The sequence below is a fragment of the Streptomyces sp. NPDC002004 genome (assembly GCF_053593975.1).
This window is the reverse complement of sequence record NZ_JBSFDP010000005.1, coordinates 292,877-310,953: the sequence shown is the minus strand read 5'-3', so window position 1 is coordinate 310,953 and position 18,077 is coordinate 292,877. Positions and strand designations below refer to the sequence as shown.

Here is an 18,077-nt window from a genome sequence, read left to right as displayed (position 1 = left end):
GGTGCACGAAACCTTCCACTGTCGGGTTATCGGTGCGTCCACGCCCGGTTTCGCTGCGTGATGAACCCCCGGCTCCGGTCCCCTCCGGCCGCCCCCGCGGCGCGCACTAATCTCACCCTCGAGAACATCGCCGTACCCCCCTCGTGCCCCCGACAGCACCACCCCCGTTGCCGGTGTCACGGGACGAAGAGCTCTGGAGAATTTCGAGCATGAACCGCAAGACCTTGGTGCTGCCGGCCGCCATCGGCCTGCTCGCCCCCGTGCTTGCCGCCTGCGGCAGCACCGACAGCGGGAGCAAGGACGCCAACGCCATCGTCGTCGGTACCACCGACCGGTTCACCGCCTCGAGCAAGGTCCCCGCGCCCCTCGACCCGGCCTACGCGTACGACGCCGGCTCCTGGAACATCCTGCGCCAGACCATCCAGACGCTGATGACCCTGCCCCGCGGCGGCGGCGACCCGGTGCCCGAGGCCGCCAAGCAGTGCGGCTTCACCGACACCGGCAACGAGCGCTACGAGTGCACCCTGCGCTCCGGCCTCGCGTTCGGCGACGGCAGCCCCGTCACCGCCTCCGACGTCAAGTTCTCGATCGACCGGGTCCGGGCCATCAACAGCGACAGCGGTGTGTCCGGCCTGCTCTCCAGCATCGACACCGTCGAGACGCAGGGCGAGGACAAGGTCATCTTCCATCTGAAGACGCCGGACGCGACCTTCCCGTTCAAGCTGGCGACACCCGTCGCCGGCATCGTGGACCCCCACAACTACCGCGGGAAGGCGCTGCGCGACGGCTTCCAGGTCGACGGCTCCGGTCCCTTCACCTTCCGGGCCGAGGTCGAGGGCGACACCCTCGTCAAGGCGGTCTTCACCAAGAACCCGCACTACAAGGGCCAGTTGACGCCGAAGACCGGCACGGTGGAGCTGCGCTCCTTCGACGACCCGGATGCCATGGGCAGTGCGCTCGAGCACGGCGACATCGACCTGATGACCCGCACCCTGTCGCCGGAGCAGATCAAGAAGCTCTCCGACAACCCGGGCAAGGACATCAACCTCGTCGAGACGCCCGGCCTGGAAATCCGCTACCTGGGCTTCAACACCAACGCCCCGGTCGTGAAGAACAAGGCCGTCCGCCAGGCCGTCGCGCAGATCGTCAACCGGGGGCAGATCACCTCCCAGGTGTACGGCTCGGCGGCCGAACCGCTCTACTCGCTCGTCCCGGCCACCGTCACCGGACATGCGAACTCGTTCTTCAACAAGTACAGCGACCCGAGCGTCCAGAAGGCGCGAGGCATCCTGCAGCGCGGCGGCGTCACCACCCCGGTGAAGCTCACCCTGAACTACACGACCGACCACTACGGCACGGGCACCAAGAGGGAGTTCGAGCTGCTGCAGCAGCAGCTGAACGACAGCCATCTCTTCGACGTGTCCATCAAGGGCACGAAGTGGTCCGACTACCGGCCGAACGAGCTCGGTGGCAAGTACGCGGCCTACGGCCTCGGCTGGTTCCCCGACTTCCCGGACGCCGACAACTTCCTCGCCCCGTTCCTCGACAAGGGCAACTTCCTCAACTCTCCCTACACGAACGGGCAGATCCGCAGCCAGCTGATCCCCGACTCCCGTCGTGAGGCGGACCGCCTCGCCGCGGCGAAGAGCCTCGGAAGGATCCAGAACATCGTCGCCGACGACGTCCCGGTGCTGCCGCTGTGGCAGGGCAAGCAGTACGTCGCCGCGCGTGATGACATCCAGGGAGTGGAGTGGGCTCTCGACTCCTCCTCCAACCTGCAACTGTGGGAGCTCAGCCGCGGCGTGAGCGGCTGAGCTGCCCCCCGGTAGACCGACGACAAAGGCACACGCAAGTGAAAATGCGCAATCAGTGGCTGGCCCTGCCTCTCTCCGCGGGGCTGGCCGCCGGCCTGCTGACCGGCTGTGGTTCAGAGCAGAGCGACGCCGGGGGCACGGGCCCATCCGTGATCGTGGGAATGTCCGACGACATCCTCGCCACGGACCCGGCTTCCGGTTACGACCCGGGATCCTGGCTGCTGTTCAACAACGTCTTCCAGTCCCTGCTGTCCTTCCCCAAGGGGGGCACGGACCCGGAGCCGGACGCCGCCAAGGAGTGCCACTTCACGGACGCCTCGGCCAAGGTCTACACCTGCTCCCTGCGCAGCGGGCTGAAGTTCAGCAACGGTGACGCCCTGACGTCCACCGACGTGAAGTTCTCGTTCGACCGCATGATGAGGATCAAGGACGACGCCGGTCCGGCCATCATGTTCCCGATGCTGGACCGGGTGGAGGCGCCCGACGCCTCGACGGTCGTCTTCAAGCTGAAGGTGCCGGACGCCACCTTCCCCAGCAAGATCGCGTCCGGCGCCGGGTCCATCGTCGACCACCGCCAGTACCCCGGCGGGCGCCTGCGGTCCGACAAGAAGGCCGTCGGATCGGGTCCGTACAAGCTGGACTCCATCGGCCGGGACAAGGCGGTGTTCTCCGTCAACACGGCCTACAAGGGCCAGGCGAAGGTCACCAACTCCGGAGTGACCGTCAAGCTCTTCCACGGCAACCGCGAGGCCCTGAAGAAGGCGCTCCTCGGCAAGGACATCGACGTGGCCTACCGAGGCCTCGCCGCCCAGGACATCGGCGACATCGAGCGCGACACGTCCACCAGCAAGGGCATCGAGATCGTCGAGGGCAACAGCGCCGAGGTGCAGCACCTGGTCTTCAACATGAAGGACCCGGTGGCCGGCAAGCTCGGCGTCCGCAAGGCCATGGCGTACCTCATCGACCGGGAGGCCCTGGTCCGGCAGGTCTACGACGACACCGCCACCCCGCTGTACTCGATCATCCCGGCCGGTATCGCCGGCCACAACACGGCGTTCTTCGACACCTACGGCTCCCGCCCGCAGCGCGCCAAGGCCCAGGCGGCACTCCGCGCGGCCGGCATCACCGGCAAGGTGAAGCTCACCCTGTGGTCCACCCCGTCCCGCTACGGCCCGGCCACCGACCAGGAGCTCCAGGCGGTGGCCAAGCAGCTCAACGCCAGCGGACTGTTCGCCGCCGATGTGAAGTCCGTCGGATACAGCCAGTACGAGAAGGACATCGCAGCCGGCAGGTACGGCGTGTACGTGAAGGGCTGGGTCCCCGACTACCCGGACCCGGACAACTTCACGCAGCCGTTCTTCGGGGACGGCAACGTCCTGGACAACCACTACGTCAACAGGACGATCACCGGCAGGCTCATCCCGGAGACCGCCGCCGAGAGCGACCGTGCCTCCACGGACCAGGACTTCGCCCGGCTGCAGAACATCGTCGCCGCCGACCTGCCGGTCATCCCGATCTGGCAGGCCAAGCAGTACGCCGTCGTCGGCGACAACGTCTACGGCCTGGAGAACTGCCTCGACGCGTCGACCGTGTTCCGGTTCTGGGAGATCCACAAGGACTGACGGACCCCGCACACACCGATGGCCGCCCTTCGGGGCGGCCATCGGCCGTTCCCGGCCGCGCGTGCGGCATTGCGCCCGGCCGGTCACAGCACGACGGCGGCTCCGGGGCCGCCCGGTGAGGCGCAGCACGGCGACGTACCCCGGGCCCCCGCGGCTGCGCCGCGCGGAAACTACTGCGCGCCGGGGCGCACCAGCCCGCTCTCGTACGCGTACACCGCGGCCTGCACCCGGTCCCGCAGCCCCAGCTTCGTCAGCACATGCCCCACATGCGTCTTCACGGTCGTCTCGCTCACGAACAGATCCGCCGCGATCTCCGCGTTCGACAGGCCCCGCGCCACCAGCTTCAGGACCTCGACCTCGCGCTCGGTCAGCGTCCCCAGCGTGTCCGGCACCGGCTCGTCACCCGACGGAAGATGGCCGGCGTACTTGTCGAGCAGGCGGCGGGTGATGCTCGGCGCGAGCAGCGCCTCGCCGGCCGCCACCACCCGGATGGCCTGCACCAGCTCGTTCGCCGGCGCGTCCTTCAGCAGGAAGCCGCTGGCACCGGCGCGCAGCGCCTCCACCACGTACTCGTCGAGGTCGAAGGTGGTCAGCACCAGTACCTTCGCCGGACCGTCCCGGCCGGGGCCGGTGATCTGCCGCGTCGCCTCCACCCCGTCCATCCGGGGCATGCGGATGTCCATCAGGACCACATCGGGCTGGAGGGCACGTACCTGGTCGAGCGCCTGGAGGCCGTCTCCGGCCTCACCGACGACCGCGATGTCCTGCTCCGCCTCCAGAATCATCCGGAACCCCGTGCGCAGCAGTGGCTGGTCGTCGACCAGTAGGACGCGGATGGCCACGTAAGTCTCCTTCGCTAGTCCGGCCCCATTCTGCCCTGCTCTCCGACACCCGACTCCGGCGCCCCGAGCGGCAGCGGATACGGCGGGGGAGTGCCCCCGAATTCCGGGCAGACCGCCTGGTGGTCGCACCAGCCGCACAGCTTCGTCGGACGCGGACGCCAGTCGCCCGTCCGCGTCGCCCGCTCGATCGCCCGCCACAGCGCGTGCAGCTTCCGCTCGACCGCCTCCAGGTCCGCGAGCACCGGGTCGTACGTCAGCACATCGCCGCTGCCCAGATAGACCAGCTGGAGCCGGCGCGGCACCACTTTCTTCAGGCGCCACACCACCAGCGCGTAGAACTTCATCTGGAACAGGGCGCCCTCCGCGTACTCGGGACGCGGGGCCTTGCCCGTCTTGTAGTCGACGATGCGCACCTCGCCCGTCGGCGCCACGTCGACCCGGTCGATGATGCCGCGCAGCCTGAGCCCCGACTCCAGCTCGGCCTCCACGAACAGCTCCCGCTCCGCGGGCTCCAGACGGCTCGGGTCCTCCAGCGTGAACCAGCGCTCCACCAACTGCTCGGCCTCCGCCAGCCAGCGCGCGACCCGCTCGCCCTCCGGATCCTCCGCGAACAGCTCCGTCAGCTCCGGCTTCGCCTCCCGCAGACGGTCCCACTGGCCCGGAATCAGCGACTTCGCGCGCGGCGCCGTACGCTCCTCGGCAGGGGCGTCGAACAGTCGCTCGAGCACCGCGTGGACCAGCGTCCCGCGGGTGGCCGCCTCGCTCGGCTTCTCGGGCAGCTTGTCGATCACCCGGAACCGGTACAGCAGCGGGCACTGCATGAAGTCGCTCGCACGCGAGGGCGACAGCGAAGCCGGGCGCGCCGAGGCCCCGGCACCGTCGGTGCTGGTTTCCATGACCACAGACCCTACGGCCCGGCACTGACACCCGGACGCATACCATCGACGACGGACCCTCTCGCCCTGCATGATCGGGAGCGAGGGATGCTTTCTAACGAGGGGACACCGTGGACGAGAGCGGCGGGAGCGGGCAGCCGCGGTCCGGCGACAGCGAGACGGACGACCACCGCGACCGGCGGCAGCGCCCCGGCAGCGGTGACGACCGCCACGACGCCGGTACCGGAGCGCCGCCCGAGGACGCGCATGCGCCGTCCGACGGCCACCGCACGGCGGAACCGGAACGCACAGCCCCCGGCCCGGCCGGCCACCCCGGGCACACCCGCGCCCACACCCCCGCGCACAGCGACGACGGCACCGGCGGCCCCGCGCCCAGCGACCCGGTCGAACCCGCGGGCCACGGCCGGCCCAAGCCGCCGCCAGGCCCTCCCGAGCCCGGCGGCGGCATCCTCATGGGCCGCCCGTTCGGCGTACCCGTCTACGTCGCCCCCAGCTGGTTCCTCGTCGCCGCCCTCATCACCTGGGTGTTCGGCGGGCAGCTCGACCGCGTCCTGCCCGAACTCGGCGCCGCCCGCTACCTCGTCTCCCTCTTCTTCGCAGTCGCCTTCTACGCCTCGGTGCTCGTCCACGAACTGGCCCACACCGTCGCCGCGATCCGCTTCAAGCTCCCGGTCCGCCGCATCAGGCTCCAGTTCTTCGGCGGGGTGTCCGAGATCGAGAAGGAGGCCGAGACCCCCGGCCGGGAATTCGTCCTCGCCTTCGTCGGCCCCCTCCTCTCCCTCGTCCTCGCCGCGGCCTTCTGGGCCGGGATGCGCGCCGTCGAACCAGGCACCGTCCCCGGCGTCCTCCTCGCCGGCCTGATGATCTCCAACCTGATCGTCGCGGCCTTCAACCTGCTGCCCGGCCTGCCCCTGGACGGCGGCCGCATGCTCCGTGCCGTCGTCTGGAAGGTCACCGGCAAACCCATGAGCGGCACCGTCGCCGCCGCCTGGGTCGGCCGCGCCCTCGCCATCTCGGTGCTCGTCGGACTGCCGCTGCTCACCCAGTCCGGAGCGCTCGGCACCCACGCCGAGGAAACCGGCGGCATGGACACCGTCACCGACGCCCTGCTCGCCGCGATCCTCGCCGGCATCATCTGGACCGGCGCCGGGAACAGCCTCCGCATGGCCCGCCTCCGTGAGCACCTGCCCGGACTGCGCGCCCGCACCCTCACCCGCCGCGCCGTCCCCGTCGAGACCGACACCCCCCTCTCCGAGGCCCTGCGCCGTGCCAACGACGCCGGAGCACGCGCCCTCGTCGTCGTCGACGCCCACGGCACACCCCTCGCCGTCGTCCGCGAGGCCGCCATCGTCGGCGTCCCCCAGCACCGCAGGCCCTGGGTCCCCGTCAGCAGCCTCGCCCAGGACCTCACCGACGGCATGCGCGTCTCCGCCGAACTCGCCGGCGAAGAGCTCCTCGACGTCCTGCGCGCCACACCCGCCACCGAATACCTCGTCCTCGAGGAGTCCGGCGAGATCTACGGCGTCCTGTCCGCCGCCGACGTCGAGCGTGCCTTCGTCCAGGCCATGGGCCGGCCGCGCTGACCCCGCCCGGTCCCGCCGGACACCGGCCGTGGTCGGCGGCCCCCGCACGGACCGGTAGGCTGGTCACATGTCCGAACCGACCGGTGCCGCCCGCCGACGCGGGCCCTTCAAGGTCGGGGACCAGGTCCAGCTCACCGACCCCAAGGGACGCCACTACACGTTCACGCTCGAGGCCGGGAAGAACTTCCACACCCACAAGGGTTCCTTCCCCCACGACGAGCTGATCGGCGCTCCCGAGGGCAGCGTTGTCCGCACCACGGGGAACGTCGCCTACCTCGCGCTGCGCCCCCTGCTCCCCGACTACGTCCTGTCCATGCCCCGCGGCGCCGCCGTGGTCTACCCCAAGGACGCGGGGCAGATCCTGTCCTTCGCCGACATCTTCCCCGGCGCCCGCGTCGTGGAGGCCGGTGTCGGCTCGGGATCGCTCAGCAGCTTCCTGCTGCGCGCCATCGGCGACCAGGGCATGCTGCACTCCTACGAGCGCCGCGAGGACTTCGCGGAGATCGCCAAGCAGAACGTGGAGCGCTACTTCGGCGGCCCCCACCCCGCCTGGCAGCTCACCGTGGGCGACCTCCAGGACAACCTGTCGGACACCGACGTCGACCGCGTCATCCTGGACATGCTCGCGCCCTGGGAGTGCCTGGAGGCCGTCTCCAAGGCGCTCGTCCCGGGCGGCATCCTCTGCTGCTACGTCGCGACCACCACCCAGCTCGCCCGGACCGTGGAGTCCATCCGCGAGATCGGCTGCTTCAACGAGCCGACCGCCTGGGAGACGATGATCCGCAACTGGCACATCGAGGGTCTGGCCGTCCGCCCGGACCACCGCATGATCGGCCACACCGGCTTCCTGCTCACCGCCCGCCGGCTCGCGGACGGAGTGGAGCCCCCCATGCGCCGGCGCCGCCCCGCCAAGGGCGCCTACGGCGAGGACTACAGCGGTCCCAACGCCGACGGCGGCTCCGCCGGCTGATACACGCAGGACCAACGAAGCAGCGCCGCCGCCGAGTTCCCGCACGTCCGCGGGAACTCGGCGGCGGCGTCTTTGTCTTGACATATCGGCAGGCGCCGGCAGAACCCTCGGACCCCACCGTTCCGCCGCAGTGTGAGGTATGGCACCATGCTGGCCACCCCCACCGGTACAGCCCTCACAGGAGACACTCCTCGTGCAGCACTCCGCCGTTCCGGAACTGGCGCTTCCAGACAGCCGCCCGATCCACTGGGTCGCCACGGCGACGGCGATCGCCGCGGTCGTCGCGGCCTCGTCGTTCCTGCAGCCCGACGCCGCGACCGCGGCCGCCCCCGCCGCCCATGCGGCCGGCCCTGCGGTTCCCGCGCCCGTGGCCCCTCCCGACCCGGCCGCCGTGACATTTCCGCTCCAGTGCGGCCCCGCGAAGATCCTCGTGCAGCACTCCGCCTCCGGGGACCTCGATGGGGACGGCAGACCGGAGACCGTGGCCGTGGCCCGCTGCGACGCCGGCTCGGGCGCCCCGCCCAACGGCGTGTACGTGCTCACCTCGGGGGCGTCCGGCGCGGCGAAGCCCCGGATCGTGGCCACTCTCGTCGAGCCCAAGGACCGGCTCACCGTGAGCGGTCTCACCGTGCACCGGGGCGCCATCACCGCCACCCTGCTCGGCTACTCGTCGCCCGACGTGCCGAGTTGCTGCCCCGACGTGAAGGAGCGGGCCAAGTGGCAGTGGAAGAACGGCGCGTTCATGCGGTCCACGCCCGCCGAGGCGAGCAGCGTGTGACGCGACGGTCACATACGGGCAGGGCCCGGGTCGCCGTCATGGCGGACCCGGGCCCTTGCGCATCGCGAGGCGACCTGCCGGTCATCCTGTAGTCGTACGGTCACTCCGCGTTGGGGCCGTAGACTTCCACCCCGTCCGCGACGCGGCGTACATGGATGCAGTCGCCCGGACACTCCTTCGCGGAGTCGGCCACGTCCACCAGCAGCGGAAGCGGTACGCGCGTCGTGGCACCCGGCTCCTGGAGCAGCTCGTCGTCCGTGCCCTTCACATAGGCCAGACCGTCGATGTCCAGCTCGAAGACCTCCGGCGCGTACTGGACACAGATGCCGTCGCCGGTGCAGAGGTCCTGATCGATCCAGACCTCGAGATCGGCCACCGTGTCCGCACCGGACCGGTCCTCTTGCTGCACGGTCATATCTCCTGCCGTTTCCTTCGTCGGACGGTCCGACTTTGGCGCAAGTCGGGCCAGCCCTGACGGGTGTTGAACGCTTCGACCATACAACCGCCCGCTTTCCGATGTTGTTGGGTGGGTATTCCCCTGGCGTGAGGGAGAGCGCAAGGGTGAAGATCGGACACACCCCGACCGTCTTTGTGATCTAGGGGTTTCAATCGACACCCACCCAGGTAGGGTCTGGAAGCGTCCAGCTCCCCTTGGAGGAGGTGAGGACCGTGGCAGCCCACGACGACGACATCAACCGCGGCATCCGCCCGGGTCGAGGGTCCGACGACCCTGCCGGTCAGATTGCCTATCTCGAGCAGGAGATCGCCGTCCTGCGACGCAAGCTCGCCGACTCTCCGCGGCATACGAGGATTCTCGAAGAGCGGATCGTCGAGCTGCAGACGAACCTGGCAGGCGTGTCCGCACAGAACGAGCGGCTCGCCAACACGCTCCGTGAGGCCCGGGACCAGATCGTGGCCCTCAAGGAGGAGGTCGACCGGCTCGCACAGCCGCCGGCCGGCTTCGGGGTCTTCCTCGAGGCGAACGAGGACGGCACCGCCGACATCTTCACCGGGGGACGCAAACTCCGGGTGAATGTCAGCCCCAGTGTCGAGCTCGACGAGCTCCGGCGCGGCCAGGAGGTCATGCTCAACGAAGCGCTCAACGTGGTCGAGGCCATGATGTTCGAGCGCGTCGGGGACATCGTCACCCTCAAGGAGATCCTCGAGGACGGCGAGCGCGCCCTGGTCATCGGGCACACCGACGAGGAGCGTGTGGTGCGGCTCGCCGAGCCGCTGCTGGACGCCACCCTCCGTGCCGGGGACGCCCTGCTGCTCGAACCCCGCTCCGGCTACGTCTACGAGGTCGTGCCCAAGAGCGAGGTCGAGGAGCTCGTCCTCGAAGAGGTCCCGGACATCGGCTACGAGCAGATCGGCGGTCTGGGCGACCAGATCGAAATGATCCGCGACGCCGTCGAGCTTCCGTACCTGTACCCCGACCTCTTCAAGGAGCACGAACTCCGACCCCCCAAGGGAGTCCTGCTCTACGGCCCGCCCGGCTGCGGCAAGACGCTCATCGCCAAGGCGGTCGCCAACTCGCTCGCCAAGAAGGTGGCCGAGGTCACCGGACAGGCCGAGGGAAAGAGCTTCTTCCTCAACATCAAGGGCCCCGAGCTGCTCAACAAGTACGTCGGCGAGACCGAGCGGCAGATCCGCCTGGTCTTCCAGCGTGCCCGTGAGAAGGCCAGCGAGGGCACCCCCGTCATCGTCTTCTTCGACGAGATGGAGTCGCTCTTCCGCACCCGTGGCTCCGGCGTCAGCTCGGACGTGGAGAACACCATCGTCCCCCAGCTGCTCGCCGAGATCGACGGCGTGGAAGGCCTGGAGAACGTGGTCGTCATCGGTGCCTCCAACCGCGAGGACATGATCGACCCCGCCATCCTGCGGCCCGGCCGGCTCGACGTGAAGATCAAGATCGAGCGTCCGGACGCCGAAGCGGCCAAGGACATCTTCGGCAAGTACCTCAAGGAGCGGCTCCCGCTCCACACCGACGACCTCGGTGAACACGGCGGCGACAGGGCGGCCACCGTCCACGGCATGATCCAGACGGCAGTGGAACAGATGTACGCCGAAACCGAGGAGAACCGCTTCCTCGAGGTCACCTACGCGAACGGCGACAAGGAAGTCCTCTACTTCAAGGACTTCAATTCCGGCGCCATGATCGAAAACATCGTCGGACGCGCCAAGAAAATGGCCATCAAGGCCTTCCTCGAGCAGAACCAGAAAGGCCTCAGGGTCTCCCATCTCCTCCAGGCGTGCGTGGACGAGTTCAAGGAGAACGAGGACCTGCCCAACACGACAAACCCGGACGACTGGGCCAGGATCTCCGGAAAGAAGGGCGAGCGGATCGTATACATCCGCACCCTTGTCACCGGAAAGCAGGGCGCAGACACCGGACGCTCCATCGACACGGTGGCAAACACCGGACAGTACCTGTAAAAGACAGGGCGGCTGCGGGTGCCCTTCATGGGTACCCGCAGCCCCGTGCTTTTTGGGGCCACGGCTGGAGCACAGCAATGACAGAAATGATCTCCCCACCAGCGCAGAGGCGTTCTAGGCTCTTTCGTACCGCCGAGTCGCGCAGTGCGGGGACGGGCACCGCACACGCACCCGAGCACCAGCGGTACTTGAGCGCCGCCCCCGACCGAGGGCGACGCCGGGCAAGGAGGGCCGCATGACCGTACGGCGAGTAATGGGCATCGAGACGGAGTACGGCATCTCCGTCCCCGGCCACCCCAACGCCAATGCCATGCTCACCTCATCCCAGATCGTCAACGCCTACGCCGCGGCGATGCACCGGGCCCGGCGGGCCCGCTGGGACTTCGAGGAGGAGAACCCGCTCCGGGACGCACGAGGCTTCGACCTCGCACGCGAGGCCGCCGACGCCAGCCAGCTCACCGACGAGGACATCGGGCTCGCCAACGTCATCCTGACCAACGGTGCACGTCTCTACGTCGACCACGCACACCCCGAGTACAGCGCCCCCGAGGTCACCAATCCGCGGGACGCCGTCCTCTGGGACAAGGCCGGCGAGCGGATCATGGCGGAGGCCGCGGAGCGCGCAGCCCAGCTCCCCGGCGCCCAGCCGATCCACTTGTACAAGAACAACACCGACAACAAGGGCGCCTCGTACGGCACGCACGAGAACTACCTGATGAAGCGGGAAACCGCCTTCTCCGACATCGTGCGCCACCTGACGCCCTTCTTCGTCTCCCGCCAGGTCGTCACCGGCGCAGGCCGCGTCGGCATCGGCCAGGACGGCCACGAACACGGCTTCCAGATCAGTCAGCGCGCCGACTACTTCGAGGTCGAGGTGGGCCTGGAGACCACTCTCAAGCGCCCCATCATCAACACCCGCGACGAGCCCCACGCCGACGCCGAGAAGTACCGCCGGCTCCACGTGATCATCGGCGACGCGAACCTCTCCGAGATCTCGACCTATCTCAAGCTCGGCACGACGGCCCTGGTGCTGTCCATGATCGAGGACGGCTTCATCGCGGTCGACCTCGCCGTGGACCAGCCGGTGCGCACCCTGCACCAGGTCTCCCACGACCCCACGCTGAAGCGGCTCGTCACGCTCCGCAGCGGCCGCACCCTGACCGCCGTACAACTCCAGATGGAGTACTACGAGCTCTCGCGCAAATACGTGGAGGAGCGGTTCGGCGCGGACGCGGACGAGCAGACCAAGGACGTCCTGAGTCGCTGGGAGGACGTCCTCGGCCGCCTGGAGCGCGATCCGATGAGCCTGTCCGGGGAGCTCGACTGGGTGGCCAAGCGGGAGCTCATGGAGGGCTACCGGCGCCGTGACGCCCTCGACTGGGACGCCGCGCGGCTCCACCTGGTGGACCTCCAGTACGCCGACGTACGGGCCGAGAAGGGCCTGTACAACCGTCTGGTGGCCCGCGGCAAGATGAAGCGGCTGCTGTCCGAGTCCGACGTGGACCAGGCCCGTACGAAGCCTCCGGAGGACACCCGCGCCTACTTCCGCGGGCGCTGTCTGGAGCAGTACGCGGACGACGTGGCCGCGGCCTCCTGGGACTCGGTGATCTTCGACCTCCCGGGCCGGGACTCCCTGCAGCGGGTCCCCACCTTGGAGCCGCTTCGCGGAACGCGTAATCACGTCAAGGAGCTCCTGGACCGGTGTCGCACCGCGGAGGATCTGGTCAGGGTCCTCTCCGGCGGCTGAGCGGGCGGACAGCGGCTTTCCGGGGGGTTTTCCGGCGGCCGGCAAGCGGCAGCGGATGCGGGGCTGAAATGTGCGGCGTCCGGGAATCATGGAGATGGTCCCCGGACGTTGTAACAACGGCGGGGCCGATGTCGGACCCTGCTTGTAGGGTCTGATCTTGACCGATCGAACTGAGCGGGCGAACCGAGCGGGGTGAGGGTTATGGCGACCAAGGACACCGGCGGCGGACAGCAGAAGGCGACGCGTTCCACCGAGGAGGTCGAGGAGCAGGCGCAGGACGCGCAGGTCTCGGACGACCTCAAGGAACGACAGGAGAAGCTCAGCGACGACGTGGACTCGGTTCTCGACGAGATCGACGACGTGCTCGAGGAGAACGCAGAGGACTTTGTGCGCTCCTTCGTGCAAAAGGGCGGACAGTAGTCACGTACGTGAACCAGGGGGAGTCGAAGCGGTTCACCGGACGCAGGCGAGAGCTGCCGCTCGCCTCGTCCGCGGCGGACCGCGATCGACGTGACGGGCCCCAGGTGCGATGCCGGGGGTGTGGGGCGGAACGGACCGCCGCGCACCACCGGCGTCGCCGAAAGGCCCCGGGCGCAACGGTGCGGGAGAAGGCGTACGTGCCGACCGGGCACGAGCTCCGTCCGCGGTGCGGTGCGGCCCCACCGCATGGCGCATGGCACCGCGGGGCGACCGCACCGGGCGGTTCGTCGACACGGTGCACGGCGTCCCGGGCCGCCGAAGGGCGGTGGGGTCTCCCGGAGCACCGGTGCGGCACGACCGAAGCCCGACGCGGCGAGCCGATCGCCTCGCGGCAGGGCCTCCGTGTGATCCGTCCCAAGCGTTCCGCCGTTCATGTGGATCACTGCCACACCACGGGTAGGGTCCCTGGCGTACTGTGCTTCAACTGCAATTCGGCCATCGGCAAGTTGGGAGACGATCCCGACGCTGTTCGTCGGGCTGCCGCCTATCTGGAGGGAAACTCGTGGAAGCCAACACTCGTGGCACCGGGCGTCTACCTGCTGCCTTCCTGACGCCCGGCTCGTCGTCCTTCACGGACTTCCTGTCGGAGCACCAGCCGCAACTCCTCCCGGGCAACCGTCAGTTGCCGCCGGTGCAGGGCGCGATCGAGGCCCCGCACGGTACGACGATCGTCGCGGTCACCTTCCCGGGGGGCGTCGTGCTCGCCGGTGACCGGCGGGCGACGATGGGGAACATCATTGCGCAGCGCGACATCGAGAAGGTCTTCCCGGCCGACGAGTACTCGGCCGTCGGCATCGCCGGCACGGCCGGCCTCGCCGTCGAGATGGTGAAGCTGTTCCAGCTGGAGCTGGAGCACTTCGAGAAGGTGGAGGGCGCCCAGCTCTCCCTGGAGGGCAAGGCGAACCGCCTGTCCACGATGATCCGGTCCAATCTGGGCATGGCCATGCAGGGCCTTGCCGTGGTGCCGCTCTTCGCCGGCTGGGACGTGGACCGCGAGAAGGGCAGGATCTTCTCGTACGACGTCACCGGTGGCCGGTCCGAGGAGCATGGTTACGCCGCTCAGGGCTCCGGTTCGCTGTTCGCGCGTGGGGCGATGAAGAAGCTCTACCGCGACGACCTCACGGAGCAGCAGGCGACGACTCTCGTCGTACAGGCGCTGTACGACGCGGCGGACGACGACTCGGCGACCGGTGGCCCGGACGTGGCCCGCCGGATCTACCCGATCGTCACCGTGATCACGGACGACGGATTCCGGAGGCTGACGGACACGGAGTCCTCGGAGATCGCCCGTGCGGTCCTGGAGCGGCGGCTGGAGCAGCCCGACGGGCCCAGGGCCGCGCTGCTCTGAACCGCCCAGCCGTGAGTGTGGTGATCTCGACGTGACCTCGACAGAAAGGGACGGATAGCCGGTGTCGACGCCGTTCTATGTCTCACCCCAGCAGGCCATGGCCGACCGGGCGGAGTACGCCCGGAAGGGCATCGCCCGCGGTCGCAGCCTTGTCGTGCTGCAGTACGCCGACGGAATCGTGTTCGTCGGCGAGAACCCGTCCCGTGCACTGCACAAGTTCAGTGAGATCTACGACCGGATCGGCTTTGCGGCCGCCGGCAAGTACAACGAGTACGAGAATCTCCGGATCGGCGGCGTCCGCTACGCCGATCTGCGGGGGTACACCTACGACCGTGCGGACGTGACCGCGCGCGGCCTGGCGAACGTGTATGCGCAGACGCTGGGCACCATCTTCTCCAGCGCTGCCGAGAAGCCGTACGAGGTGGAGCTGGTCGTCGCCGAGGTGGGTGACACGCCGGAGGGCGACCAGATCTACCGGCTGCCGCACGACGGGTCGATCGTGGACGAGCACGGCTCGGTGGCGGTGGGCGGCAATGCCGAGCAGATCAGCAACTATCTGGATCAGCGCCACCGGGACGGGATGACCCTGGCCGAGGCGCTGAAGCTGGCCGTACAGGCGCTGTCGCGGGACACCAGCGGCTCGGAGCGGGAGATTCCCGCGGAGCGCCTGGAGGTGGCGGTGCTGGACCGTACACGTCCGCAGCAGCGCAAGTTCAAGCGCATCGTCGGGCGCCAGCTCTCGCGTCTGCTGGCCGGTGACGAGCCGGGTGCCGCCGAGGCGGCGTCGGCGGACGACGAGGATGCCGCCGAGGAGGAGTGACCTGCCGTCCGGGGACGGACGACCGGCGCGCGGCGCCCTGCCACCATCCGGCGGGGCGCCGAGTGCTGTGCGGCCCTGTGCGACGTCGGCGGTGACCCCGCCGGTGACCTCGGGGGTCTCCGGCCGCGCGTGGCCGCGTGGCCCGGGTGCGCCGTTCAGCCGGTCGGTGCCGGTCCGGTGGATCCTCGCGCCACCAGTTCGACCGGCAGGGCAACCGGGTCGGGGCGCCCGCCGTCGAGGACGGCGATGAGGGCGCGCATGCCGTGCTCGCCGAAGGCCTCGGCGGGCAGGCGGACCGTGGTGAGCTCGGGGTCCACGGCGGAGGCCAGGGTGAGGTCGTCGAACCCGGTCACGGAGAGGTCCTCGGGAACTCGCAGGCCCAGGCGGCGGGCCGCCTTGCAGACACCTGCCGCGAGCATGTCGTCGTCGCAGACGACGGCGGTGGGCCGCGGTCCGGGGAGGGAGAGGGCGGCTTCCGCCGCGGCGCGTCCGGCATCGACGGCAAGCGGGGCGGTGGCCTTGTCGAGCGCGACCCCGGTACCGCCCAGGGCGTCGGCGAGCGCCTCGGCGCGGACGTCGAAGGTCCAGGAGGGCACCGCGGAGGCCAGATGCAGAAAGCGGCGGTGGCCGAGGTCCAGGAGGTGCCGGGTGACCTGGTGCATGCCGTCGGCGATGTCGAGGTTGACGGTGGCGGCCGCGGGTCCGGCCTGGGGGTCGCTGTCCAGCATGACGAGGGGGAGCTGGTCGCCGCGGATGGCGGCCAGGGCGTCCGAGGCCATGGAGGAGGCGATGACTCCGTCGAGCGCGGCGCGCGCGGAGTCGAAGGGGTCCTTGGCGGGACCGATGCCTTCGGGCGAGGGATAGAGCACGACGCCGAAGCCGTGTTCGGCGGCGACACGGGACGCGCCGGTGTGGACACGGGCGAAGAATTCGTTGGTGAGCGCGGGCACGACGAGCAGGGCGGTCCTTGTGCGGCCCAGGCGCAGATGCCGGGCCGCGAGGTTGGGCCGGTATCCGAGGTCGCGGGCGGCGTCCCGTACACGCTGGGCGGTGCGTTCGGAGACCCGTCCGCGCCATTTGTCGCCGAGCACCAGGGACACGGCGGCCTGGGAGACTCCGGCGGCGTGGGCGACGTCGCGGCTGGTGGGCCGGCCGGCAGGGGTCGCGCCGCGGCCTGCGGAGGTGCCGTCGGGGCGGCCGGCCGGACGTCCCGTCCGGTGTGTGGCGGCTTCGGGCGTCCCCGTCGGGCGCGTGTCGTCGCCGGTCGTCACTGAGGCCTCCGCTCGCCGGGTCGTCGTCCGCCGGACGACGGTCGCGGGGTGGACCCGCGGACAGGGCTCATGGTACGTATGACGGCGGACGTTATACGTAAAACTTCCTTCCGCGTCCGCCGCGGGGGAGAGGGCGAGAAGGCATGGCTGCCGGGTACGCGCAGATCCTGAGGACCGAGCACGCCGCGCGGCTGCTCACCGGCACCCTGGTGGGGCGGCTGCCCAACGCGACCGCGGCGATCGCCATCGTGCTGTTCGTCCGCGCGCAGGGCGGGACGTACAGCCTGGCGGGTGCTCTCGCCGCGGCCTACGGCGTCGCCAACGCGGTGGGCCAGCCGTTGCTGGGCCGGCTCGTGGACCTGTACGGGCAGCCCCGCGTCCAGTTGCCCGCCGCGCTCGCCTCCGCCGCCGCCATGGCGGGGTTCGCCCTCGTCGGCATCGGACCGCTGGTGCTCGCCCATGCCGCCGTCGCGCTGGCGGGACTGTTCACGCCGCCGCTGGAGGGCGGTCTGCGGGCACTGTGGCCCAGCATCCTCCGCAAGGAGGACGAGGTGCACACGGCGTACGCCATGGACGCGGTCGCCCAGGAAGTCATGTTCACGGTCGGACCGTTGCTGGTGACCCTGTGCGCGGGGGTGTGGTCGGCGCGGGCGGCCCTGCTCGTCATCAACCTCATCGGTGTGCTGGGCGCCCTGTCCGTGGTCGTCTCGGCGCCCTCGCGGGCGTGGACTTCTGCCCCGCGCGAGGCCCACTGGCTCGGTGCGCTGCGCTCCCGGGGCCTCGTGGCACTGCTGGGGGCCTTCCTGTTCATCGGCATGGCGCTGGGCTCCATCACGGTGGCCGCGCTCTCGTACGCGGACGGCCACGGCGGTGACACCACGTACGGCTGGCTGATGGCGGCTCTGGGTCTCGGCGCACTCGCGGGCGGCACGGTCTACGGGGCGCGGCAGTGGACCGGGGCTCCCGAGCGGCGGCTGCGGGTCCTGGTGGCGCTGCTCGCCGCGTGCTACCTGCCGTTGACGCTGATGCCCGGCCCGGTGGCGATGACGGCGCTGACGGCCGTCGCGGGCGTCTTCCTGGCGCCCGCGATCGCCTGCGCGTTCATCGTGGTCGACCGGCACGCTCCCGCCGGAACGGTGACGGAGGCGTTCTCGTGGCTGGTGACGACGTTCACTGTCGGTGCGTCCGTGGGAACGGCGGTCGCGGGTCCGGCGGTCGAGTGGGGCGGCACGCTGTGGGGCTTCGCGGTGCCGGGTCTGGCGGGTGGCGCCGCGCTGCTGGTGCTGCTCTGCACCGGGCGTGTCCTGGCGGTTCCCGGCCGTACGACGGGCGTGGCGGGTTCCGGCGCGCGCGCCGGTGGTTCCGCGGCCGACGCCGGTGAATCCGGGGCCGGCGTCGTGGGCGTATCGGAAAATGATCGAAACGGTGCTGTCGAACCCGGTTTCAGTGCAGGGCATCAGGCGTAATGTT

General features: G+C 69.9%; 16 protein-coding genes. 12 read left to right on the top strand and 4 right to left on the bottom strand.

Annotated elements, in window-relative coordinates:
* Positions 1-209: 209 nt before the first annotated feature.
* The gene (locus ACWCP6_RS11730) at positions 210-1,814 is read left to right on the top strand and encodes an ABC transporter substrate-binding protein (RefSeq protein ID WP_450932205.1); all 1,605 of its coding nucleotides are present in this window, start codon (positions 210-212) and stop codon (positions 1,812-1,814) included.
* 38 nt (positions 1,815-1,852) lie between these two features.
* The gene (locus ACWCP6_RS11725) at positions 1,853-3,436 is read left to right on the top strand and encodes an ABC transporter substrate-binding protein (protein WP_450932204.1); all 1,584 of its coding nucleotides are present in this window, start codon (positions 1,853-1,855) and stop codon (positions 3,434-3,436) included.
* A 170-nt stretch (positions 3,437-3,606) separates the two neighbouring features.
* Here the strand turns inward: ACWCP6_RS11725 and ACWCP6_RS11720 are convergent, their stop codons facing one another.
* Together ACWCP6_RS11720 and ACWCP6_RS11715 are read right to left on the bottom strand one after the other, a co-directional pair.
* Positions 3,607-4,278 (bottom strand): response regulator, encoded by a 672-nt coding sequence (locus tag ACWCP6_RS11720; protein ID WP_450932203.1) that lies wholly within the window; start codon positions 4,276-4,278, stop codon positions 3,607-3,609.
* A gap of 14 nt (positions 4,279-4,292) precedes the next feature.
* Entirely contained in the window at positions 4,293-5,174 is an 882-nt protein-coding gene (locus tag ACWCP6_RS11715) for a RecB family exonuclease (RefSeq protein WP_450932202.1), read from the bottom strand.
* A 110-nt stretch (positions 5,175-5,284) separates the two neighbouring features.
* Between ACWCP6_RS11715 and ACWCP6_RS11710 the strand changes: the two genes are divergently transcribed.
* From ACWCP6_RS11710 to ACWCP6_RS11700, 3 genes are all read left to right on the top strand, one after another.
* Positions 5,285-6,757: a site-2 protease family protein gene (locus ACWCP6_RS11710; RefSeq protein ID WP_450932201.1), complete on the top strand. Its 1,473-nt coding sequence runs from the start codon at positions 5,285-5,287 to the stop codon at positions 6,755-6,757.
* Between the two features lie 67 nt (positions 6,758-6,824).
* Positions 6,825-7,727, top strand: coding sequence for a tRNA (adenine-N1)-methyltransferase (locus ACWCP6_RS11705; RefSeq protein ID WP_450932200.1), 903 nt, complete (start codon positions 6,825-6,827; stop codon positions 7,725-7,727).
* A gap of 193 nt (positions 7,728-7,920) precedes the next feature.
* Positions 7,921-8,505 (top strand): hypothetical protein, encoded by a 585-nt coding sequence (locus ACWCP6_RS11700; protein WP_450932199.1) that lies wholly within the window; start codon positions 7,921-7,923, stop codon positions 8,503-8,505.
* A gap of 100 nt (positions 8,506-8,605) precedes the next feature.
* On the opposite strand, the gene ACWCP6_RS11695 is transcribed toward ACWCP6_RS11700, so the two are convergent.
* The gene (locus ACWCP6_RS11695) at positions 8,606-8,920 is read right to left on the bottom strand and encodes a ferredoxin (RefSeq protein ID WP_450932198.1); all 315 of its coding nucleotides are present in this window, start codon (positions 8,918-8,920) and stop codon (positions 8,606-8,608) included.
* Between the two features lie 254 nt (positions 8,921-9,174).
* Between ACWCP6_RS11695 and arc the strand changes: the two genes are divergently transcribed.
* The 6 genes from arc (at position 9,175) to prcA (ending at position 15,336) form a co-directional block, all read left to right on the top strand.
* A complete protein-coding gene (arc, locus tag ACWCP6_RS11690) occupies positions 9,175-10,941 on the top strand; it encodes a proteasome ATPase (protein ID WP_450932197.1) in 1,767 nt (588 codons plus the stop codon).
* Between the two features lie 235 nt (positions 10,942-11,176).
* Positions 11,177-12,688: a depupylase/deamidase Dop gene (gene dop, locus ACWCP6_RS11685; RefSeq protein ID WP_450932196.1), complete on the top strand. Its 1,512-nt coding sequence runs from the start codon at positions 11,177-11,179 to the stop codon at positions 12,686-12,688.
* Positions 12,689-12,889: 201 nt separating this feature from the next.
* On the top strand, positions 12,890-13,108 hold the full coding sequence (locus ACWCP6_RS11680; RefSeq protein ID WP_060902297.1) for a ubiquitin-like protein Pup: 219 nt from the start codon (positions 12,890-12,892) through the stop codon (positions 13,106-13,108).
* Between the two features lie 8 nt (positions 13,109-13,116).
* Entirely contained in the window at positions 13,117-13,719 is a 603-nt protein-coding gene (locus ACWCP6_RS11675; RefSeq protein WP_450932195.1) for an endonuclease domain-containing protein, read from the top strand.
* Positions 13,671-14,516 carry a proteasome subunit beta gene (gene prcB, locus ACWCP6_RS11670; protein WP_450932194.1) on the top strand — a complete coding sequence of 282 codons (846 nt, stop codon included), beginning with the start codon at positions 13,671-13,673 and terminating at the stop codon, positions 14,514-14,516. The genes ACWCP6_RS11675 and prcB overlap by 49 nt, the downstream gene beginning before the upstream one ends.
* Positions 14,517-14,577: 61 nt before the next feature.
* Positions 14,578-15,336 carry a proteasome subunit alpha gene (prcA, locus tag ACWCP6_RS11665; RefSeq protein WP_450932193.1) on the top strand — a complete coding sequence of 253 codons (759 nt, stop codon included), beginning with the start codon at positions 14,578-14,580 and terminating at the stop codon, positions 15,334-15,336.
* A 155-nt stretch (positions 15,337-15,491) separates the two neighbouring features.
* Here the strand turns inward: prcA and ACWCP6_RS11660 are convergent, their stop codons facing one another.
* Positions 15,492-16,607, bottom strand: a complete 1,116-nt coding sequence (locus ACWCP6_RS11660) for a LacI family DNA-binding transcriptional regulator (protein ID WP_450932192.1) — start codon at positions 16,605-16,607, stop codon at positions 15,492-15,494.
* A gap of 143 nt (positions 16,608-16,750) precedes the next feature.
* Here ACWCP6_RS11660 and ACWCP6_RS11655 point away from each other — a divergent pair, with 143 nt between their 5' ends.
* Complete coding sequence (locus ACWCP6_RS11655; protein ID WP_450932191.1) at positions 16,751-18,073, top strand: MFS transporter; 1,323 nt, start codon at positions 16,751-16,753, stop codon at positions 18,071-18,073.
* Positions 18,074-18,077 lie beyond the last annotated feature (4 nt).